Source organism: Cryobacterium sp. TMT1-66-1 (assembly GCF_004403435.1).
GTDB lineage: Bacteria > Actinomycetota > Actinomycetes > Actinomycetales > Microbacteriaceae > Cryobacterium > Cryobacterium flavum.
Genome location: NZ_SOGP01000005.1, coordinates 1 through 21,021 on the forward strand (window position 1 = coordinate 1; position 21,021 = coordinate 21,021).

15 protein-coding genes are annotated in these 21,021 nt (G+C 66.9%); 6 read left to right on the forward strand and 9 right to left on the reverse strand.

All coding sequences use genetic code 11. From position 1 onward, the window contains the following. Nucleotides 1–274 precede the first annotated feature (274 nt). Together E3T29_RS02000 and E3T29_RS02005 are read left to right on the forward strand one after the other, a co-directional pair. A complete protein-coding gene (locus tag E3T29_RS02000; protein ID WP_134343871.1) occupies nucleotides 275–1,525 on the forward strand; it encodes a low temperature requirement protein A in 1,251 nt (416 codons plus the stop codon). Nucleotides 1,526–1,704: 179 nt separating this feature from the next. Continuing rightward, on the forward strand, nucleotides 1,705–2,082 hold the full coding sequence (locus E3T29_RS02005; protein WP_241987592.1) for an ATP-dependent DNA ligase: 378 nt from the start codon (nucleotides 1,705–1,707) through the stop codon (nucleotides 2,080–2,082). A 79-nt stretch (nucleotides 2,083–2,161) separates the two neighbouring features. Here E3T29_RS02005 and paaZ read toward each other — a convergent pair whose 3' ends face one another. From paaZ to E3T29_RS02035, 6 genes are all read right to left on the reverse strand, one after another. Further along, nucleotides 2,162–4,216, reverse strand: coding sequence for a phenylacetic acid degradation bifunctional protein PaaZ (paaZ, locus tag E3T29_RS02010; RefSeq protein WP_134343872.1), 2,055 nt, complete (start codon nucleotides 4,214–4,216; stop codon nucleotides 2,162–2,164). 52 nt (nucleotides 4,217–4,268) lie between these two features. After that, the gene (locus E3T29_RS02015; RefSeq protein WP_092338014.1) at nucleotides 4,269–5,162 is read right to left on the reverse strand and encodes a 3-hydroxyacyl-CoA dehydrogenase family protein; all 894 of its coding nucleotides are present in this window, start codon (nucleotides 5,160–5,162) and stop codon (nucleotides 4,269–4,271) included. After that, entirely contained in the window at nucleotides 5,162–6,346 is a 1,185-nt protein-coding gene (locus E3T29_RS02020) for a thiolase family protein (RefSeq protein WP_134343873.1), read from the reverse strand. Before E3T29_RS02020 ends, E3T29_RS02015 begins: the two co-directional genes overlap by 1 nt. Before the next feature lie 144 nt (nucleotides 6,347–6,490). After that, nucleotides 6,491–7,738, reverse strand: coding sequence for a hypothetical protein (locus E3T29_RS02025; protein ID WP_134343874.1), 1,248 nt, complete (start codon nucleotides 7,736–7,738; stop codon nucleotides 6,491–6,493). A 64-nt stretch (nucleotides 7,739–7,802) separates the two neighbouring features. Further along, nucleotides 7,803–9,047 (reverse strand): amidohydrolase family protein, encoded by a 1,245-nt coding sequence (locus E3T29_RS02030; protein WP_092338020.1) that lies wholly within the window; start codon nucleotides 9,045–9,047, stop codon nucleotides 7,803–7,805. Between the two features lie 187 nt (nucleotides 9,048–9,234). Next, on the reverse strand, nucleotides 9,235–11,295 hold the full coding sequence (locus E3T29_RS02035) for a DEAD/DEAH box helicase (RefSeq protein ID WP_134343875.1): 2,061 nt from the start codon (nucleotides 11,293–11,295) through the stop codon (nucleotides 9,235–9,237). Between the two features lie 260 nt (nucleotides 11,296–11,555). Between E3T29_RS02035 and E3T29_RS02040 the strand changes: the two genes are divergently transcribed. Continuing rightward, entirely contained in the window at nucleotides 11,556–12,017 is a 462-nt protein-coding gene (locus E3T29_RS02040; protein WP_092338750.1) for a GNAT family N-acetyltransferase, read from the forward strand. A 1-nt stretch (nucleotide 12,018) separates the two neighbouring features. Here E3T29_RS02040 and E3T29_RS02045 read toward each other — a convergent pair whose 3' ends face one another. Then, nucleotides 12,019–13,095, reverse strand: coding sequence for a GTP-binding protein (locus tag E3T29_RS02045; protein WP_134343876.1), 1,077 nt, complete (start codon nucleotides 13,093–13,095; stop codon nucleotides 12,019–12,021). A 54-nt stretch (nucleotides 13,096–13,149) separates the two neighbouring features. On the opposite strand from E3T29_RS02045, the gene ykgO reads away from it, so the two are divergent. After that, nucleotides 13,150–13,272, forward strand: coding sequence for a type B 50S ribosomal protein L36 (gene ykgO / locus E3T29_RS02050; RefSeq protein ID WP_092338025.1), 123 nt, complete (start codon nucleotides 13,150–13,152; stop codon nucleotides 13,270–13,272). A gap of 136 nt (nucleotides 13,273–13,408) precedes the next feature. Here the strand turns inward: ykgO and E3T29_RS02055 are convergent, their stop codons facing one another. Continuing rightward, nucleotides 13,409–14,176, reverse strand: coding sequence for an IclR family transcriptional regulator (locus tag E3T29_RS02055; RefSeq protein WP_134343877.1), 768 nt, complete (start codon nucleotides 14,174–14,176; stop codon nucleotides 13,409–13,411). Nucleotides 14,177–14,274: 98 nt separating this feature from the next. Between E3T29_RS02055 and hutH the strand changes: the two genes are divergently transcribed. Both hutH and E3T29_RS02065 read left to right on the forward strand, forming a co-directional pair. Beyond that, a complete protein-coding gene (hutH, locus tag E3T29_RS02060; protein WP_134343878.1) occupies nucleotides 14,275–15,858 on the forward strand; it encodes a histidine ammonia-lyase in 1,584 nt (527 codons plus the stop codon). A gap of 136 nt (nucleotides 15,859–15,994) precedes the next feature. Continuing rightward, entirely contained in the window at nucleotides 15,995–17,650 is a 1,656-nt protein-coding gene (locus E3T29_RS02065) for a peptidoglycan DD-metalloendopeptidase family protein (RefSeq protein ID WP_241987593.1), read from the forward strand. Between the two features lie 149 nt (nucleotides 17,651–17,799). On the opposite strand, the gene E3T29_RS02070 is transcribed toward E3T29_RS02065, so the two are convergent. Then, complete coding sequence (locus E3T29_RS02070) at nucleotides 17,800–20,997, reverse strand: efflux RND transporter permease subunit (protein ID WP_134343879.1); 3,198 nt, start codon at nucleotides 20,995–20,997, stop codon at nucleotides 17,800–17,802. Between the last annotated feature and the right edge of the window lie 24 nt (nucleotides 20,998–21,021).

Consider the following 21,021-nt stretch of genomic DNA (forward strand, 5'->3'; position numbering starts at 1 on the left):
GGCTACGATCTGGTCCCACATGAGGCCGAAAAGCACTGCGGCTTTTCGCACCTTTGGGGTACGTATAGATACATTACGGCCACCACACCCACCCGTCAAAACGCACCCCACCCGGGCGTGTCGCACCGGTCCGCACCTACCGGGCCCACCCTATGAACACGGGCCCAGTTTATAAACTGGGCCCAGGGACGGGGCCCGGGCCCCGTCCGCAATTGCACTGGTGGATGAGGGAGGTGTCGTGCCGGTTTGACCCGCGCGGGAGGAGACTGGGGAGGTGAGCCGATCCGGGAAGACGAAGCAGCAGCATCCGTTTGAGCATCGCGCGTGGATTCTGCGCCTGGGGTTTCGCCGGAGCCTGCTGCGGCCGGCCGATTCCGCCCGAAGTGACCGGGTCACCTACATCGAGCTGTTCTTCGACCTGATCTTCGTCTTTGCCCTCACCCAGCTGTCGCGCTACCTGTACGCCAACCAGTCCTGGGTCGGTGCGCTGGAATCGATCATCCTGGTGCTCGCGCTGTGGTGGCTCTGGGTATACACGACGTGGGTGACCAACTGGCTCGACCCGGCCAAGCTGCCGGTACGCGGCGTGGTGATCGGGCTGTCCCTCGTGGGTCTGGTGATCAGCACGTCGATCTACGAGTCCTTCGGCGATCAGGGGTTGGTCTTCGCCATCGCTTATGTCGTTCTGCAACTGGGCCGCACGGTGTTCATGGTGCTCGCGCTGGCCCGCCACGATCCGGCCCTGCACGCGACCTTTCTGCGTATTCTGCTCTGGCTGTCCGTGGCCAGCGTGTTCTGGATCATCGGTGGTCTCATGCCGCTGTCCGTGCGGCTGCCGGCCTGGCTGATCGCCCTGGCCATTGAGTATGGTTCAGCGAGCCTCGGATTTCGCATCCCCGGGCTGAAAGCGCCGGGCGTCGACGATTGGGATGTCTCCGGGCCGCACATCGCCGAGCGCAGCGCCCTGTTCGTGATCATCGCCGTCGGTGAGTCTTTTCTGGTGACCGGGTTTGCTTTCGTCGACCAGGAGGCATCCGCTCTGGGGATAACCGGGTTGTTTCTCGCCTTCGTCAACGGGCTGGCGATGTGGTGGCTGTATTTCGATCACGGCGAGCGAGCCGGCAGCAGGGCGATTGCGGCATCAAGCGAGCCGGGCCGCATTGCTCGGCTGGCATACACCTACGTGCATGCCATCATCATCGCGGGCATCGTGCTGACCTCGGTCGCCGACAAGTCGGTGCTGGAACACCCGGAGGATGCCATGACGCTGCCGGTGGCCGTGACCATCGCTGGCGGGCCGCTGTTCTACCTGGTGGGACTGTTGCTGTTTCGCTGGATCGTCACGCGCACCCTGCTCGTGTCGCACCTCGTGGGGATCGGGCTGCTCGCCCTGGCCGGTGCTGCGGGTGCTCTCTTGACCCCGCTCGGGTTGGGCGTCGTGACCTCGGTTATCTTGGTGATCGTCGCGGCCGGGGAGACGATCTCGCGCGTTCGCGCCGGCACGACCGACGACGACGCTGGCTGAGCGGATGCCGGGCCCACCTTGTGACCGCGGGCCCAGTATAGAAACTGGGCCCAGGGACGGGGCCCGGGCCCCGAACGTGGTGCGGACGGGGCAAGTGAGGACGTTGGACCCTACTAGTGCGGGCGCGCGAACGTAATACTGAGATGAGTTGCATCGCTGAAACGGACAGGAAAGCAATCATGGGTTCACTTACGTATGACCGCGTCGTCGTGGAGATCGATGATCGCACCCTGGCGCACCTTCAGCTCGTGATTGCGCAGAAGCTGCGCCGGAGCGAGAGTTTTCTCCTGTCCTGGCAGGACTCCGCCGCGGTCGGTTCCGGTCGCAGCTCGATCTGGATGAATCCGGCGATCCCGCTGTACTTCAAGTACGCCGGCGGACACGCGGCCAAGCTCAACCGACAGTGGATCGAAGACCTCAGCTGCTCAGCCAACAGCGCCCAGGGACTCGTCATCGTCAGTGAGGCCGGTTCCTTGCCCGCGACGACCCCAACCTCGCGGCCGAAGACCACGATCGAGGCGCGCGCGACAGCGCGCACCGACACCGTACTGGTGTAATCCGCGCTTCGCCCAGGTGCAAGCTGGATGACGAAAGCGGGCCCATGATCTTTGCGCGGGCCCGCTTTCGAACCCCTACCTAGTGCTTGGCGACCAGGGTCAGCACGTCGTAGGAGGCCACGAGCTCGTCGTTCTGGTTGGTCAGCACGGCGTCCCAGCGCACATCGCCGTACTCGTCGGTCTCGCGCGGGGTGATCTGCTTCGCGGTGAGGGCGACGCGGATGCTGTCGCCGGGCGACACCGGCGTGACGAACTTCAGGTTCTCGAGACCCGAGTTGGCCAGCACCGGCCCAGGCGCCGGATCGACGAACAGACCGGCGGCCCAGGAGACCAGCAGGTAGCCGTGCGCCACCCGGCCCGGGAAGAACGGGTTCGCGGCGGCGGCTTCCTCGTCCATGTGGGCGTAGAAGGTGTCGCCGGTGAACTGGGCGAAGGTTTCGATGTCTTCGAGGGTGACCGTGCGGTAGTCGGACACGATCTGGTCGCCGATCACGAGTTCGGCCAGGCTCTTTCGGAACGGATGCGTGTCGCCGGCTCGCGTAGACGCGCCCTGGTGCCAGATTCCGGTGATGGCCGTGAGCATCTCGGGCGAGCCCTGAATGGCGGTGCGCTGCATGTGGTGCAGCACCGCACGGATACCGCCGAGCTCTTCACCGCCGCCGGCCCGCCCGGGTCCGCCGTGCACGAGCTGCGGCACCGGCGAACCGTGCCCGGTGGAGGTGCGGGCGTCGTCGCGGTCGAGCAACAGCACCCGACCGTTGAAGGCGGAGATGCCGGTCATCAAGGCGACGGCCACTGACGGGTCGTGGGTGGCGATACTGGTCACGAGCGACCCGCCACCCCGGCGCACGAGGGCGATGGCCTCATCGAGGGTGTCGTAGCCGAGCACACTCGAGACCGGGCCGAAGGCCTCGACCTCGTGCACGGCGGCAGCGGAGGCGTCGTCGAAGCGCAGCAACAGCGGCTCGACGAAGGCGCCGTCGGGAGCGAGCGCGGTCGTGCCGTCTGCGTGGAGAACGAGCGGAGCATCCGTTTGGCCGACGACCAGCTTGCCGCCGGCCTCCTGCAGGCGGGCAACCTGCTTGAGCACCTCGAGGCGCTGCGCAGCGGAGGCGAGCGGGCCCATCGTGACTCCCTGGGCGCGCGGGTCGCCGAGGACGATGCGCTCGGTGATGCGCGCCTGCACGGCCGCGATGACGTCATCCATGGCCGCACGCGGCACGATGACGCGGCGGATAGCGGTGCACTTCTGGCCGGCCTTGACCGTCATCTCGGTGACGACCTGCTTGACGAAGGCGTCGAATTCGGGGGTGCCGGCGGCGGCATCTGTTCCGAGAATCGAGGCGTTGATCGAGTCGGTCTCGTTGGTGAAGCGCACTCCTCCGGTCTGCACGGAGTCGCTCGCGCGCAGCTTCTCGGCGGTGGAGGCCGATCCGGTGAAGGCGACGAGGTCGCCGAGGCGCACGTCGTCGAACAAACTGGGCACGCTGCCGGAGACAAGCTGCAACGACCCGGCCGGCAGCAGGCCGGAGTCGGCGAGGATGCGTACGAAGGCCTCGGCGAGGTAGCCGGAGGGCGTCGCGGGCTTCACCAGAGTCGGCACCCCGGCGAGGAAGGCCGGTGCGAACTTCTCCAACGCGCCCCAGACCGGAAAGTTGAAGGCGTTGATCTGCACGGCCACTCCGGGCAGGCGTGAGTAGATGTGGCGGGCGATGAAAGAGCCGTCCTTGGAGAGCGGCTCAACCGGCCCGTCGACGTAGACGCGGGCGTTGGGCAGCTCGCGGCGTCCCTTGGAGGAGTAGCTGAACAGCACGCCGATGCCGCCGTCGATGTCGACCCAGGAGTCCACCTTGGTGGCGCCGGTGCGGCTGGACAGGGCGTAGAGCTCCTGCTTGTGCTCGGTCAGCAGCAGCGCCATCTGCTTGAGCAGCACGGCACGCTGGTGAAAGGTGAGCTCGCCGAGCGATTTCTGGCCGACGGTGCGGGCGTACTCGAGGGCGGCGGCGAGGTCGAGGCCCCGGGTGCTGACGCGGGTGACGACCTCACCGGTCGAGGCGTCACAGACGTCGACGGCGGCGTCTGTGGAAGTCGGGGTCCACCAGGCGCCCTGAACGTAGCTGGGCAGGATGGTCATTATGGGGTCTCCTTCAGGTGCGTGCGGGGTGCGGTATCGGTGCGGGCGGGCATCAGGCCTCGTCCCAGCGGTAGAAGCCCTGGCCGGACTTGCGGCCGAGCTTTCCTTCGGCGACGAGTTTGCGCAGTAGCGCGGGCGGTTCGAAGCGGGCGCCGAGCTGCTGGTGCAGGTATTCGGCGATGCCGAGCCGCACGTCGAGCCCGACCAGGTCGGTCAGTTTCAACGGTCCAACCGGATGCTTGTAGCCCAGCATCATCGCGGCATCAATATCCGAGGCGCTCGCGACACCCTCTTCGAGCATGCGGATGGCTTCGAGGCCGAGGGCCACTCCGAGCCGGGACGAGGCGAATCCGGGCGCGTCACTGACGGTGATCGGAGTCTTGCCGAGCGCGGAAACCCAGCTCTGGGCATCCGCTACCAATTCGGGCGAGGTAGCGCTGCCGGTGACGAGTTCGACCAGGTTCGAGGCGGGCACCGGGTTGAAGAAGTGCAGGCCGAGAAAGCGGGCCGGGCGCTTGAGCTCGTCGGCGAGGTCGTCGATCGAGATCGACGAGGTGTTACTGGCGAGTGCGGCATCGGCGGGAAGGTGGGCCTCGACCTTCTGCAGGGCTTCCACCTTGAGTGCGCGTACCTCGGGAACGGCTTCGACGACGAGTTCACGGTCGCTGAACAGGCCGAAGTCGGCGCCAACGGCGAGGCGGGCCTCAAGCTCGGGGCGGGTCTCCCCGGTGGCGCCGCGGGTGATACTGGCGTCGACGGCGCGCAGCACGCGCTCGCGGGCGGCCGCAGCCTCGGTGTCGTCGCGCTCGACCAGAGCCACGTGGGCTCCCGCGAGCAGGAAGGCGTGGGCGATTCCGGCGCCCATGCGCCCGCCGCCGAGCACGCCGACGCGATCAGGAACGCCACTTTCGCCGCGGTCGCCGAGTTCGAGTTCAGAAACAGACATCAGACACGCTCCAAAATGAGGGCCGAGCCCTGGCCGACGCCGACACACATGCTGGCGAGGCCGTGCTGGGCGTTTTCCCGCTCCATGCGGGCGAGCAGGGTGACGACCAGGCGTGCACCGCTTGACCCGAGCGGATGCCCGAGCGCGATCGCGCCGCCGTCGCGGTTGACGATCTCTTCGTCGAGGCCGAGGCGGCGGATGCACGCGATCGACTGGGTGGCGAAGGCTTCGTTGAGTTCGATGGCGCCGAGGTCGGCGAGGCTCAGGCCGCTGCGCTCGAGGGCGCGCTGAGTGGCGGCGACCGGCCCGAGGCCCATGATCTCCGGGGCCAGGCCCACGTTGGCACCGACCACGATGCGAGCGCGCGGCGTGAGGCCGTACTTTTTCACGGCCTCGCCGCTCGCCACGAGAACCGCGGAGGCGCCGTCATTGAGCGAGCTCGCGTTGCCGGCTGTAACGACGGAGCCACCGGCGACGATGGGCCGCAGGGCGGCGAGGCCCTCGAGGGTGGTCTCGCGGCGCAAGCCCTCATCGACGAGGACCTCGCCCTTTTTGGTAGGCACGCCGACGATCTCATCGACGAAATGGCCCGCGTCGATCGCGGCGGCGGCGCGCTGGTGGCTGCGAAGGGCGAAGGCATCCGCTTCTTCGCGGGTGATGCCGTCGAGGCGGGCGACCTCTTCGGCGGTCTCGGACATCGAGAAGGTGGCTTTGTCGCGGGCGGCGAGTTTGGGGTTCACGAAACGCCAGCCGATGGAGGTGTCGAACTGGGCACCGGGCTTGGCCCAGGCGCGGTCGGGTTTGGCCTGCACCCAGGGGGCGCGGGTCATCGACTCGACGCCGCCGGCGATCATGAGATCGGCGTCTCCGGCGCGGATTGCCTGCGCGGCCATGGTGATCGCCGACATGCCCGAGGCACACAGCCGGTTCACGGTGATCCCCGGCACGTGGTCGGGCATCCCGGCCAACAGCCCGGCCATGCGGGCGACGTTGCGGTTGTCTTCGCCGGCCTGGGTGGCGGCGCCAAAGATGATCTCTTCGACCAGGCCCGGATCGATGCCGGCGCGGCGCACGGCCTCGCCGACGACGAGCGCGGCGAGGTCATCGGGGCGAACTGTGGCCAGCGCTCCGCCGTACCGACCTACGGGGGTGCGTGCTCCTCCAACGAGGTAGGCCTCAGCCATGTTTTCTCCTGACGACGGTGTCTGCGTGTGCGTGTGGAAACGAGTCGTAACTTACCGACCGTTCGGAAAGTAATTCTGGCAGACGGATGCTCGCTCGGCAACTCCCGAATTCTCAGTCGGTGCCGACGCGAGCGGTCACGCCGACTAAATGGTCTGCACCAGAATCGATGCCACCACGATCGACGCCGTCGTGACCGTGGTGAAGCCGCCCACGAGCATGGGAGTGATCAGCTCGTCAAAAATCGTCTTTTGCTCGTCTGCAGTGCGCCCCACGGAACGGCTGATTTCCTGGCAGAGAATGTAATCCCCCGGAAAGCCAAACATTGCCGTCAAAGCAACGGGAATGCCCTTCAGCGGGTCCCACTTGAAAATTTTCGAGGCGATCCACCCTCCGCCGATAATGCCGATTCCGCCAACGCCGAGGATCAGCAGCACGGGCCAGAATGCCTGAAGCATGTCGTTCCAGGTGACCGAGCTCATACTCGCGAGGACGACCACGATGACCGTGGCCATGGCGAGACCGAAAGCATTTGCCTGCTGCATTGCCTTGGGCGGGAAAATTCCGAGCACGTGGCCGATGATCCCGATTGCCAGCGCCCAGATTCCATAGTTGACACCGGTGATCGATCCCAGCAACGTGGCTAAACTTCCCGAAGCCAGCAACAGCATCAGGATGATGGTCGGTTCCTGAAAGCGTTCCGGCAGCAGCTGAATTTTTTTCGCTGTGGTGGTCGCGGGGCGCGCCTGCAGGTGGGTGGCAAGTGCGGTGCGCGCACCGGCGGCACTCACACGGTCGGTGCCGCCATCGGCACTTGATGCGATCGAGTCTGATGCGGAGGTCGGTTGCAGCTGTCCGCCGTCACGAAGTTTGACCGCGTACTTACGCAGAAGAATGTTCGCCAGCGGCATGCCGATGAGGCTTTGCACGCCCAGCACGAGTGCGGGGATGACGACGAGATGATTCAGGCCCAACTCGGTCAGTCGCTCAGCGGTGATGATGTAGGCAAGGATGCCCCCGGTCACCGGCCCGGCACCGGCCACGGCCGTGGCGTAACCGAGGATCGGCGACACGACCAGCAGGATCAGCCCCGCACCGAGAACGATTCCGAACAGTGCGATCAAGATCGCTTTGTATTGCGAGCGGAGCTGACTGATCGGTATCAGCGTGCCCATGTGCGTGATGACGGCCGCCACCAGAAGCGAGCCCACGGCCGCAAACGCCGAGTTCGGTATCAGGTCGGCCGGCAGGACGCCGGTCCAGATAAGCACGAGATAGCCGACGAAGATAATCAGTAGGGACGGTATCCAGGCCTTCGACAGAATGGAAATCACCTCGCCGACGGCGAGGAGCAGAATAATCACCGTAGCGACATAAATCGGTTGTTCTAACATCAATCCAGGCCTTTTCTTCTCAACACTGAGCGAAACGTTCCGACAGGCAACGGGGCGAAATCAGCTACGCGGGGAACTGGTTTCGGCCGTCCTTCCACACCTGGTCGATCATGGTGGGGAGTGAGGCGAGCTGGTCGACGGAGTCCAGGCGAGTGTTCAGAACCACGGCGTCCGCCAGGTACGACGGAGCCAATCGCCCAATGGATCCGATGGGAGTGATGAGCTCTCCGGCCACCGACGTCGTGGCTGCGAGCACCTGCTCGAGTGTCATGCCCACTCCGGCGAGCAGGGCCAGCTCCTGCAGGTTTTCGCCGTGCACGCCCACCCCGGAGTCGGTGCCCATGGCGATGCGCACACCGGCGGCGACTGCTCGCCGAATGGATTCGCGGTGAATGTCAATCACCTGGTGGGCTTTCGCGATGACCAGCGGCGAAAGTCCGCTCTGTCCCGATGCCGCCTTGCGGATGACAGCCTCCGGCGCGGCAAGGGTGGGAACGAGGTACGCGTTCTTTTCCAGAAACAGGGCGATGGCTTCGTCGTCGAGATAGATTCCGTGCTCAATGGTGCGCACGCCCATGCGCAGAGCGTTCTTGATTCCGGCAGCTCCCTGCGCGTGCGCCATGACGTATTTGCCCTGCGCTTCAGCCTCGTCCACGATGACCCGAATCTCGGCCTCGGTGAACTGCGAGTGGCGCGGGTCGTCCGTGGGCGAGAGCACACCGCCGGTCGAGCAGATCTTGATTTGGTCGGCGCCGGCCCGAAGCATGCGTCGAGTGACCTTGCGCACTTCTTCGACTCCGTCCGCGATTCCGCTTGGGCGGCCGGGGTGCGATCCCATGGTCGGGGACTCCACGCCGGACGGCTGCCAGAAGTCCGCGTGCCCGCCGGTTTGGGACATGATGCTGATGGCTAGCCGAAGGCGCGGACCCTTGATCAGTCCGCTGTCAACGGCAAGCTTGGTGCCCAGATCGGCGCCGCCAGCGTCGCGTGCCGAGGTGATTCCGGCGCGCAGGGTGGCTTCGAGATTACGCACCGATTCGTAAAACTGCAGGGAGAACGGTTCGGTGAAGGCTTGGAGTGAGCCCGGATTCGACGTTGTGGAGTGAATGTGCAGGTCGATCAGCCCGGGCAGCACGGTCTTGCCGCTGCAATCGATCACGCTGGCGTTCGCGAAGGCCGGGTCCGATCCTGCTTGCGGGCCAACCGCCGCGACAGTGGTTCCGGTGAACACGATGTCCGCCGGCTCGGGAAGGAACCGTTCGCCGTCAAAAACGTGGGCATTCTGAAAAACAGTGGTAGAGACAGTCATGAGGACCTTTCAGTGGGTGCCGGCGGGGCGACCGGGGAGCCCATCGGCTGCGTCAGTGCGGCCGATCCTCGTGCATTTCCCCCTGTTGCCTACAACTGATCGTGCCCCTAATGGGGAAGAAAACAAAATGGGCACCCACCGAACGGTGGATGCCCATCTTGTCTACAAACGAATTTTCAAGCGGATGCTAGATGCTCGCGAGTTCGCGCACGGCCGCGTCACCGGGGGTGGCGGAGGTGTAGCTCGCGTCGATCTCGGCACGGTCGAGCAGCTCGTCCATGCGGCGCTTGCGCTGCTTGGGAATGAGCGTCACGACGGTTCCGGTCTTGCCGGCGCGGCCGGTGCGTCCCGCGCGGTGGAGGTACGTCTTGTACTCGTCGGGGGCATCGGCCTGGATGACCAGGTCGATGTCGTCAACGTGGATTCCGCGAGCAGCGACATCCGTTGCGACGAGAACGTTGACCCGGCCGCTGGTGAGCATCTGCAGGTTGCGGGTGCGGCGGGCCTGGTTGAGGTCACCGTGCAGGCTGGTGGCCTTGACTCCGGCGTCTTCGAGCTGGTCAGCGAGCTGCTCGGCGTAGGCACGGGTGCGGCTGAAGATTAGCGTCTTGCCCTCGCGGTTGACGAGCTCTTCAATGATGCGGCCCTTGTCGCGGTGCTCGATGACGAGCACGCGGTGGTCGATCGTCGAGGAGGCCTGGTCTTCACCGGCAACCTCGTGCACGGCCGGGTTGGTCAGGAATTCCTTGACCAGCGAGGCAACACCCTTGTCGAGGGTCGCGGAGAAGAGGAGCTTCTGGCCGCCGGCTTTGGTCTGGCGCAGGATGCGCTGCACCGGCTCCAGGAACCCGAGGTCGCACATGTAGTCGGCCTCGTCGAGCACGGTGACGACAACTTCGGAGAGGTCAAGACGACCCTGGTCGATAAGGTCTTCGATGCGACCGGCGGTGCCGATGATGATGTCCACGCCGCGCTGGAGGGCGCTGACCTGACGGTACTGGGGAACTCCGCCGTAGATCTGGGTGGTGAAGAGGCCGACGCTGCGGGCGATGGGCTGCACGGTGCGGTCGATCTGCAGGGCGAGTTCGCGGGTCGGGGCCAGGATGAGCGCGCGGGGCTTGCGGGCCATCTTGCGGTCCTTGGCTCCGTTGTTCTCCATGAGCTTCTCGACGAGGGGAGCACCGAAGGCAATGGTCTTGCCGGATCCGGTCTTGCCACGGCCAAGCACGTCGCGCCCGGCGAGCACGTCGGGGATGGTCGCGGCCTGGATCGGGAACGGTGACGGAGCACCAAGGGCGGCGAGCTCGCGCACGATGTTCTCGCCGAGGCCCAGGTCGCCGAAGGTCACACCGACGACATCGGATGCCGTCGTCGCGATGGCTTCGAGACGCTCGAGTACGACGTCGTCGCCGCCGGCGAAGCTCGGCTTGGCGCCGTTTTCGCTGCGCTTCGGGTAGAACTTGCTGTCGCCATCGCTCGGGCGGTCGTTACCGAAGTCGCGACGGGGCGCACGCTCGGCGCGATCGCCGTAAGACGGACGCTCGGTGCGGGCCGGACGGTCGTTGTTGTAGGCCGGGCGATCTGTGCGCGGGGCACGGTCACCGTAGGACGGACGCTCCGTGCGGGCCGGACGGTCGTTGTTGTAGGCCGGGCGATCTGTGCGCGGGGCACGGTCACCGTAGGACGGACGCTCCGTGCGGGCCGGACGGTCGTTGTTGTAGGCCGGACGATCGCTGCGCGGGGCACGGTCACCATAGGACGGACGCTCCGTGCGGGCCGGACGGTCGTTGTTATAGGCCGGACGATCGTTGTTGTAGGCCGGACGATCGGTGCGCGGGGCACGGTCACCATAAGAGGGACGCTCGGTGCGCGGAGCACTGTTACGGTCGCCATAGGACGGACGGTCGTTGTTATACGACGGACGGTCTGTGCGGGGGCGGTCGTTGTTGTATGCAGGGCGCTCGTTGCGCTCGCTGTTGGTACGGCCACCGTTTTCGGGGCGAACGGAACGCGAGCCGTAAGCCGGACGCTCGCTCGAGGGGCGCTCGTTCGAACGCGCGGCGCGCTCGTCCGCGTTCCAGCGCTGCTTCTTGGGGGCTCCCTCGTCAGCGCGGTAGCCGCGGTGTCCGGGGCTCTTGCTGCCGGCGTTGTTGGAACCGCCGTGGCCCGATCCGCCCTTGGAGTATTTGGGATCGAAGTTCTTACCATTACGACCGACGGTGGAGTTGTGCGAATTGCCTTGAGGCATAAAGATATCTCTGGGTTGTGTTCAGTACATGGCAGAACAACATCGCACATGCGACGTAACTGAGAACCCGAGCAATCTGTGGTCGGGGCCGTTCACATACAGTGATTTTTCACCAGCGGATTACTGGGAAACCGGCCCAACTTGACTTACAAACCCATCCGCGGACAGCGCGGTGTCAAGAGCCGACTTGTCTACGCTACCCGATACACCCGGAAAAGTCACGCGCAAGTGTGCACATTGTCTCGCTCTATTCTGATGACATGACCATTTCGATCAGTATTGAGCAGCCCCGGCAGGCTGACGTCGAGGCCTTACTGGCCGCCGGAACCGTCTTCGCATACTCGCTCTACCCCGTGGAGAACACATTCCTACTTAGTACTGACGAACTCGAGCGTCCGGGCGTCGCCGTGTATGTGGCCCGCGATGCGCACGGGGCTGCCTGCGGCATGGCGGCTCTGGTTCCGCTGGACTCCGCCGACACGGCCGAACTGAAGCGACTGTTTGTGCACGCCGAGGCTCGGGGCCGCGGTGTGGCCGGCCGCCTGCTCGACCGCATCGAAGCGGATGCCGCTGGCCGCGGCATCCGCTCGCTCGCGTTGGAGACCGGCACGCTGCAGGACGCGGCGGTGGCGCTCTACCGTCGTCGCGGCTACGAGCAGATCGACCTGTTCGGCCCGTATGTCGGCGAAGAGCTCAGCCTCTGCTTCGCCAAGAGCCTCTGACTCAGGCGGCACCTTCGAGCACCCAGGCCGGGAACGGGTCGGCCAGTGTGTTCCAGAACATGGGGCCGGCGAGAAACTCGGCGGCGGTGAGCAGGCAGTCGTCAAGGTTGGCACTGAGCAGGCGCGCGTCGAGGTCGCGGCCGAAGAAGGCGATTTCCTGGCCGAGCGGGGACTCGGGGTCGTGGCTCGCCATGCTGGTGGGTTCGAAGGTGATGGTGGGACCGGCGCTGCTCCAGGAGCCGACGGTGGCGGGCCGCGTGGCGAGACGAAACAGTCCGCGGGAGCGCAGGATCTCGCCCGCCTCCTCGGCGCGGTCCCGAAAGAAGTCGGCCAGGCGCGCCGGGTGGAACGGTCGCACGTCCCGGTAAACGACACAGGTGAGCCCCTGCGGACTGCGCGAGAGTAGGGCGTCGCCGTTGAGTTGGCGCACCCAGCCCGGGCTGCGCTGCAGCCAGGCGAACATGTCGCGGCGCGGAACGGGCCAGCCGTCGGCACTGCCCTGGCCGTGTTCGGCGAACACGATGTGGCTGGCCGGGTTCAGTAGGCGCACGAAATCGCGAATATCGGCGGAATCGCTCATGGGCACGAGGTCGGTCTTGTTGATCACGACGATACTCGCCCACTCGATCTGTTCGATCAACAGGTCACCGACGGTGCGCTCGGGGTCGTTGTGGGCGTGGCCATAGTTCACGTCGTGTTCGTCGGGAGTCGGCGCGAGGGTTTCGCGGTGAAGGTCGGCCCAGAATCGCTCGGCGTCCAGCACGGTGATGAGGTCGCCGAGACGCACGGCGTGGCCGTTGGCCAGTCGCTCGGGTGAGTCACCGGTTTCGACGAGGGAACTGGCAATCTCGAGCGGCCCGACCGCGGTCGGTGCCTCGACGAAAACGTCGAGAGCGGATGCCTCGCCCCTGCCCGTTGGAACACTGTCGGCCGCTTCGATGAGCACAGTGCGCAGGGCGTCGGACGCCGATGTGGTCAGGGCGAACGGTTGGCGCCCGAGGTTGTGCGCCACCGACGTCTTGCCCGCGCCGGCCAGGCCGCTCACCACATTCACCCGAAGATACGTTTCTGTCTGCATGCCTGTTACTCTAATTGATATTTGTTCTCAATAAGAAATCTGAATCGGGGAAATATGAAGGTACGCAATTCGCTCAAGGCGCTCAAGGCGGTTCCGGGCTCGCAGATCGTGCGGCGACGCGGACGCACGTTCGTGATCAACAAGCTCAATCCGCGCGCCAAAGCACGCCAGGGCTAGCCGCGCGGCCCTCGCAGCGGTCGCGGCACGTGTTTGAGAAGTTGGCACTGGTTTAAACACGTGCCAACTTCCTGGAGGCGTGCCACGACGCTCAGCGCGGCCAGGCTCACCGCAGGGGGCCTCACCGAGGCCGGGCTCAGCGCGGCCGGCCACCGATCCGACGGGACAGCTCCGCGGCCGTCGCCGCCACGGTTTCGGCGAGCGCCGGCCAATCCCCGGGCGCGAACCGGTCCTGCGCGAAGGTCACCGCAATGGCGGCGGCGGGCCAGCCGGCGTGGTCGTGCACGGCGAGCGCGACGGAGGCGATGCCGGGCGTGATCTCGCCGTTTTCGGTGGCATAGGCATCCGTTTTGACGCGGTCGAGCACCGCTCGCAGCTCGAGCCTCGTGCGCGGGCCACGGCCGTCGCGCTGTTCGAGCGCCGCCTGGTTCGGATAGAGCGCGCGCAGCTGGGCGGCGGGCAGGGCCGCGAGCAGGGCGCGTCCGCTGGCGGTGAGGTGGGCGGGTAGCCGCACCCCCACGTCGGAAACGAGGGACGGGCGGTGCGCGGCGCGTTCCTCGACCAGGTAGATCACGTCACGCCCGTGCAGCACCACGAGGTGCGCGCTCTCCCCCAGCCGGTCGACGAGCTGGGCGATCAGCGGGCGTCCGAGCCGGGAGAGCGGTTCCTGCCGGCTGAACCCCGAACTCAGTTCGAAGGCGGCGATGCCGAGCCCGTAGCGGTGTTCTTCCGGCAGGTGCACGACGAACCCCTCCGCTACGAGCACGTCGAGCAGCTGGTACACGGTCGAGCGCGGCAGGCCGAGGGCGGTCGCCAGCGCTGCCGCGGGGATCGGTCCGCGCTGGGCGGCGAGATGCGTCAAAACCCGCAGGGTGCTCTGCGCGGCCGGAACCTTCGAAGCCATCACGAATCCTTTCAGAGCGGATGCTCATGTCCGGTATCCCGGACACCGTCCAGCGTATCGCCCTGTTGCCCGGGCCCGCGAGGGTGTCCAATCGAAGTATGACCCTTGCAGCCACGCCCAGAACCGACCGGACCAACCCGAGCGGGGCATCCGCGTCGAGCGTCGTTGTGGGAGTCGGAGCGCTCTCGTTCGCCGACGTGATCGCCGTCGCCCGCCACAATGCGCGCGTCACCCTCGACCCGGCGAGTCTGGAACAGGTCGGGGCGACCCGCACCATCATTGACGCCCTCGCAGCTGACACCGAGCCGCACTACGGTATCTCCACCGGCTTCGGGGCCCTCGCGACGACGTTCATCACCGCCGACCGGCGCGCCCAGCTGCAGGCGAGCCTCGTGCGCTCGCACGCGGCCGGAAGCGGGCCGGAGGTGGAACGCGAGGTCGTGCGCGCCCTTATGCTGCTGCGGCTTTCGACGTTGATGACCGGGCGCACCGGCGTGCGGCCGGCCACCGCCGAGACCTACGCGGCCGTGTTGAACGCCCAGATCACCCCGGTCGTGCACGAATATGGATCGCTCGGCTGCTCCGGCGACCTCGCCCCACTCGCCCACTGCGCCCTCGTCGTGATGGGCGAAGGCCAGGCGCGCGACGCGGCCGGCGCCCTGCTCGGCGGCGACGAAGCCCTCAAAGCTGCCGGCATCGAGCCGGTCGTGCTCGCCGAAAAAGAGGGCCTCGCCCTGATCAACGGCACCGACGGCATGCTCGGCATGCTCGTGCTCGCCCTGGACGACCTCGCCCGCCTGCTCGTGACAGCCGATATCGCGGCGGCGATGAGCGTGGAGGCACTGCTTGGAACGGATGCCGTCTTCGCGGCCGATCTGCAGCAGCTGCGGCCCCAGCTCGGCCAGGCCGACAGTGCCGCGAATCTGCGCCGCCTGCTCCACGGCTCAGGCCTGCTGGCCAGCCACGCCGGCCCGGAAGACACGTCGGTGCAGGACGCCTACTCGCTGCGCTGCGCCCCACAGGTGCACGGTGCAGCGCGCGACACCGCCGCGCATGCCGCCCTCGTGGCCGGCCGCGAACTGGCCAGCGCCATCGACAACCCCATCGTCACCGTCGGCGGGCGAGTCATGTCGAACGGTAACTTTCACGGCGCCCCGCTCGGCTATGTGCTCGACTTTCTCGCCATCGCCTCAGCGGATGTCGCGAGCATGAGTGAGCGCCGCACCGACCGTCACCTCGACGCGAGCCGCAGCAAGGGTCTGCCACCGTTTCTCGCGCACGAAGTTGGCGTCGACTCCGGACTCATGATCGCCCAGTACACCGCTGCCGGGATCGTGTCGGAGTTGAAGCGGCTGGCTGCACCGGCGTCCGTTGACTCGATTCCGTCGTCGGCCATGCAGGAGGACCACGTATCGATGGGCTGGCACGCCGCCCGCAAGTTGCGCCGCTCGCTCGACGGGCTCGGCCGGGTGCTCGCGATCGAGATCATGACCGCCGCCCGATCGCTCGACCTGAGGGCACCGCTCACTCCCGCCGCGGCAACCGGAGCGGTGCGCGACCTCGTGCGCACCGTCGCCGCCGGCCCCGGGCACGACCGCTTTCTCTCCCCCGAAATTGAGAGGGTCGTGGCGCTCGTGGCGTCGGGCGCGGTGCGCTTGGCTGCCGGCTCGGGACTGGTGTAACGCTCGACCGACCTTGTAGCGACCTTGTACGGTGAATTTGCCCCGTTGTGAGCGCAGCGGTGCCGTGCCATACTTGCGCCACGCTGGCCCGCCCGAGCCGCGTAAATCCATTACCCGAAATGGATCAGGTTCTGCAATGTTGCCACCCGCGAAGCGCCAACGCACCGTGCGGTTCGGGCGAGCGAAACCGCGGCATCGGGCCACTGTCAAGCGGATGCTGGTTCGTCGCGACGGCTCGCTCGCCGCGGTCGTTGTCACGGCCCTCGTACTCTTCGGCGCACCGATCGCGGCCAGCGCCGACGACCTGCCAGCGGGCTCGTCGGCCACGCCGACGCCCGTCGTGAGCGCCATGACGGAGCCGGTGCCCACGCCCACGCCTGAACCAACCGCGCCCGCGCCGGACCCCGTGTCGGCGCCTACTCCGGCGTCGACACCGACGCCGGAGCCCACGCCTGAACCGACCGTCGCGCCGACCCCTGAGCCCACCCCCGAACAGACCCCCGAACCGACCGCAGAGCCGACATCCACACCAACACCGACCGAGGCACCCGTTCCTGAACCCAGTGATGGTCCCATCCCGCCGGTGACCGAAACTCCGCAGCCGACCCCCGACCCAACCGTCGCCCCCAACCCGGTTACACCGATTGATACTGCTGCAACCGCGGCACAAGCCGCGGCCACGGTATCCGCTCAGGCAACGGCGCGCGCGGCCGCAGCCCAGGCACTCGCGGCGCAGCGGACGGCCGCCGAACGGGTCGCTGCCGAGCGCTCCGCCGCCCAGGAACTGACCGTTCAGCGAACCGCAGTATTGGCGACCGCGCTGACCCGCTCGCAGACCGCGCAGGTCGCCCTTGACACCGCGCGCCGCGAACTGGAATCAACACGCGCGAGCCAGTCGATCGCTCTCGGTCGGGCTTCCCTCGTGCACCGCCTTGCGCTGGAGGCGTCACAGCAATCCGCCGTCTCCCGGCGCAGCTTCGCGGTCCTCGCGCGCAAGCTGGCCCAGCAACAAAGCGGTGCCGGCGTCGCCGACGTCTTTCTCGGCGGGCATTCGCTGGGCAATGTGCTCGATCAGCTCAGCACCCTTGACCAGCTGGACCGCGTCAGCGAGAACATCGAGACGATCCAGGCGCGCGCCGAGGCCGACTCAGCGCGCGCAGAGCGGCTAAACCAGCAAGATGCCGAGACGCGCGCCGCCGCGAGCACGGTGTCGGTCGACGCCAGCCAGGCCACACTCGACGCGGCCACGAGCGACTTCGAGCGGGCCGGCCTCGACCTGATCGCCGCAGCAACGCAGGCCGCGACCGCCGCCGCGAGCCTGGCCGCCATCGACGTGCGCCCGATCGTGCGCACCGACGTCGGGCAGCTGAGCGACCAGGGCTGGGCCAACCCGGCACGCGGACCCATCACGGATGCCTACGGTCCGCGCCCGGTTCGCCCGCTCCCCGGAGTCGGCGCGTTCCACCACGGCAGCGACATCGGGGCGAGCTGCGGAGCGCCCGTCTTCGCCGCCACCGCCGGAATCGTTCGCGCAAGTGGCTCCGTGGGAAGTTACGGCAACTGGATCCTGATCGACCACGGTGAGGGGGTGCAGACAGGCTACGCCCACCTCGCCACCGGTGAAACGCTCGTCACTGTCGGTGATCCCGTCGCCGCCGGCCAACGAATCGGCCGTGTCGGCAGCACCGGTCTGTCCACCGGCTGCCACACCCACGTCGAGGTGCGGGTCGACGGCGTGCGCATCGACCCGCAGCCCTTCTTCCTACTTCGCGGCGTCGTGCTCGGAGGCTGACGGCATCTGCACGTCGTGATGGTTGCACCGCGACTGCGTCACCGGCAGCCGATCCTCGGGGGCCGCTATTGGCCATCCGCTGCGGCAGGTCACATTCAACGCACGAGATGCCAGATTCAAGGGGCCGAAGTTGGCCTCTCGCACCGAATTCAGGCGGCCCGACGCACCGAACGCCTCTCGCGCGTGCCCTCGACCAGCAGGTAGAGCACCGGCAGCACGATCAGCGTCAGCACCGTCGACGACACCAGACCACCGATGACGACGAGGGCGAGCGGCTGCGAGATGAATCCGCCGTGGCCGGTGAGGCCGATCGCCATCGGCAGCAGCGCGAAGATCGTCGCCAGGGCGGTCATCAGGATGGGCCGCAGCCGTCGGCTGGCACCGGCCACGAGGGCGTCGGGCACCGAGAGGCCGCGTCGACGGTACTGGTTGACCAGGTCAACGAGCACGATGGCGTTGGTGACCACGATTCCGATGAGCATGAGCACGCCGATCAGCGACGGCACCCCCAGCGGAATACCGGTCACGACCTGCAGTGCGATGGCCCCCGTCGCCGCGAACGGCACCGACACGAGCAGCAGCAGCGGCTGCAATAGCGAGCGGAACGTCGCCACCATCACGATGTAGACGATGAGAATCGCCACGAGCATCGCGACGCCGAGCTGCGAAAAGGCTTCGGCCTGATCGGCGCTGACCCCGCCGAGGGTTGCGGTTGCCCCGGTCGGCAGCGTCGTGTCGGCGAGCATTTGGCCCAGCTGCGCGTTCGCCGTGCCCAGGTCATCGCTCGCGGGGGTCGCCGATACGGTCGCCGTGCGCAGCCCCTTCGCCGTGGTGAGCGTGCTCGGACCGTCGACTTGTTCCACGGTCGCGAGGGTATCCAGGGCCACAGCTCCGGTGCGCGTGGGAATCTGCCGGGCCGCGAGATCGGCGGCAGTCGTCGGCGGCGATTGCGCCGACAGGTAGACGGTGAGGTTGGTCTCGTCGATCACGATCGATCCGATCGCGCTCGGCTGCATGGCCTGCGACACGAGCGTTCCAAGAGCGAATTCGCTCAGACCGGCCGTGGCGGCCGCCTCCCGATCGATGGTGACGGCCAGATACGGCAGCGAGGCGGCGAGGGTGCTCGCGCTCTCCTTGATCGCACCAAGTTTCTGTACCGCGCTGAGAATGGCGGTGGTCGCGGTCTGCAGGTCGGCATCCGTTGCGGCCGTGATATCGACGGCGATGTCGGAGGACGCCCCGAAACCGCTCGCCGCGGCGACCGAGATCTCGCCCACGTCGCCCAGTTTGGCCAGGGCCATGCGCGCGTGATTTTGCACCGTATCGGCGTTGGCGCCGTCGGCGGTGGTGATCGAATAGGTCACGGCGCTCGACGTGGGCGCCCCGCCGCGGAACGCGCTCGCGGCGCTTCCTCCGCCGATCGAGAGCTGCACGATGTCGATTCCGTCCAGGTCACGCAGCGCTTTTTCGACCGAAGCGGATGCCGCATCCTGCGCGGCCAGACTGCTGCCCACCGGCAGCGTCTGGGTCACCCGGAACGTGTCCTGCCCGGTCGACCCGAGAAAATTCACCTTCATGAACGGCACGAGCGCCGCCGTTCCGCCGAGCACGAGCACGGCGAGCAAAAGCGTCGCGACGGCGTGTTTAAGGGTGAACCGAATGACCGGCAGATAGCCCTTCTGCAGCCGCCCCGGGTTCTCGCCGGCCTCGGCCGCCGCCGACAGTCGCGTTGGCAAGTTTGGTGCCATGCCGGTCGAAGCGGATGCCGCGGCCGCGTGCCGCGAGTGCCCGCCGGTCTCCAGAATCGCCGGCTCCGGTTCGGCGGCGAGCGCGGTTTGGTCGGCCGTGACGGCCTTGGGCGCCCGCAGAAACCAGTACGCGAGCACGGGAACGATGGTGAGCGACACCAGCAGTGAGGCCAGCAGGGCGATCGTCACGGTGAGCGCGAACGGTCGAAACAGTTCGCCGGTCGACCCGCCGACAAAGGAGATCGGCAGGAAGACGGTGACCGTCGTGATGGTCGAGGCGGTGATCGCTCCGGCCACTTCGCGCACCGCGAAGACGATCGTGGCGGCGCGGTCGGCACCCGCCACGAGGTGCCGCTTGATGTTCTCGATCACCACGATGGAGTCGTCGACGACCCGGCCGATGGCGATTGTGAGCGCGCCGAGAGTGAGGATATTGAGCGAATAGCCCACGCTCTGCAACCCGATAAAGGTGATCAGGACCGAGGTCGGAATGGAGATGGCCGTGACGAGGGTGGCCCGCACCGACAACAGGAACAGTAAAATCACGATCACCGCGAAGCCGAGGCCGAGCAGGCCCTCCTGGGTGAGCGCGTCGATCGACTGCTGAATGAACGGCGCCTGGTCGAACACGACCGTGAACGTCGCGGGCGCGACCGCCGCTTCAAGCTGCGGCACAATCGCGCGCACCGCCTTCGACACGTCGACCGTGTTCGCAGCGGGAACCTTGGTGACGGCGATGGTGAGGGCGGGTTCGCCGTTCACCCGGGAGATGCTCGTGATCGGGTTTTCGACGAGCGCGACCGTGGCGACGTCGCCGATGGTCGCGGGGGCGGCATCCGCTACACCGGTGAGACCGGTGGAACCAGCGATCAACGGGAGCGCGGTGATGTCGTCGACCGAGCCGAGCTTGCCGCCGGCCTGCACCGACAGGGTCGTGTCGCCCTCGGTGATGGCGCCGGCCGGAATCAGCGACCCGTTCTGCTGCAGCGCATCGCGCAGGTTTTGGGTGCTGAAGCCGCGGGCGGCGAGTTCATCGGCGTTGGGCGTGATCGTGACGCGGCGGCCGATATCGCCGACCAGCGCGGCATCGCGCACGCCGGCCACGTCGCGAATATCGCCGAGCACGCTGCGTTTCAGCTGGTCGGCAAGCGCCACGGTATCGCTCGAGGCGACCGCGAGCGATATCACCGGAAAGTCGTCGATGCTGCCGCTGATCACCTGCGGGTCGACGTCGGCCGGCAGCACGCTCTTGATGCGGTTGATGGCCTGGTCAATGCGGGATTCTGCCTTGACCAGGTCGGTGCCGTAGGTGAAGGTGGCGCTCACCAGCGAGGAGTTGGTGCTGCTCGTCGTCGACGTCGTTTCGAGGCCGACCAGGCCCTGAATGGCCGTCTCGATCGGGGTCGATACGTCGTCGTTGACCACCTGCGGCGACGCACCCGGATAGCTCGTCGACACGAGCAGCTGCGGCAGCTGCAGCGATGGAATCAGCTCCTGTTTGAGCCCGGTCAGGGCCAGGCTGCCGAACACGGCCGCCACAATGGTGATGAGGGCGATCAACGCCCGATTTTTCATGCTCACTACCGCGAGAAAATGCACCCGCTCAGTATGCCAGTGAGCGCG

What these genes read in the sequence shown, in the direction of transcription:
- E3T29_RS02065 (WP_241987593.1), top strand. Translation starts at nt 15,995, where the DNA reads ATGTTGCCACCCGCGAAGCGCCAACGCACCGTGCGGTTCGGGCGAGCG.
- E3T29_RS02045 (WP_134343876.1), bottom strand. Translation starts at nt 13,095, where the DNA reads ATGCAGACAGAAACGTATCTTCGGGTGAATGTGGTGAGCGGCCTGGCC.
- E3T29_RS02015 (WP_092338014.1), bottom strand. Translation starts at nt 5,162, where the DNA reads ATGTCTGTTTCTGAACTCGAACTCGGCGACCGCGGCGAAAGTGGCGTT.
- E3T29_RS02040 (WP_092338750.1), top strand. Translation starts at nt 11,556, where the DNA reads ATGACCATTTCGATCAGTATTGAGCAGCCCCGGCAGGCTGACGTCGAG.
- ykgO (WP_092338025.1), top strand. Translation starts at nt 13,150, where the DNA reads ATGAAGGTACGCAATTCGCTCAAGGCGCTCAAGGCGGTTCCGGGCTCG.
- E3T29_RS02020 (WP_134343873.1), bottom strand. Translation starts at nt 6,346, where the DNA reads ATGGCTGAGGCCTACCTCGTTGGAGGAGCACGCACCCCCGTAGGTCGG.
- E3T29_RS02035 (WP_134343875.1), bottom strand. Translation starts at nt 11,295, where the DNA reads ATGCCTCAAGGCAATTCGCACAACTCCACCGTCGGTCGTAATGGTAAG.
- E3T29_RS02055 (WP_134343877.1), bottom strand. Translation starts at nt 14,176, where the DNA reads ATGGCTTCGAAGGTTCCGGCCGCGCAGAGCACCCTGCGGGTTTTGACG.
- E3T29_RS02030 (WP_092338020.1), bottom strand. Translation starts at nt 9,047, where the DNA reads ATGACTGTCTCTACCACTGTTTTTCAGAATGCCCACGTTTTTGACGGC.
- paaZ (WP_134343872.1), bottom strand. Translation starts at nt 4,216, where the DNA reads ATGACCATCCTGCCCAGCTACGTTCAGGGCGCCTGGTGGACCCCGACT.
- E3T29_RS02005 (WP_241987592.1), top strand. Translation starts at nt 1,705, where the DNA reads ATGGGTTCACTTACGTATGACCGCGTCGTCGTGGAGATCGATGATCGC.
- E3T29_RS02025 (WP_134343874.1), bottom strand. Translation starts at nt 7,738, where the DNA reads ATGTTAGAACAACCGATTTATGTCGCTACGGTGATTATTCTGCTCCTC.
- hutH (WP_134343878.1), top strand. Translation starts at nt 14,275, where the DNA reads ATGACCCTTGCAGCCACGCCCAGAACCGACCGGACCAACCCGAGCGGG.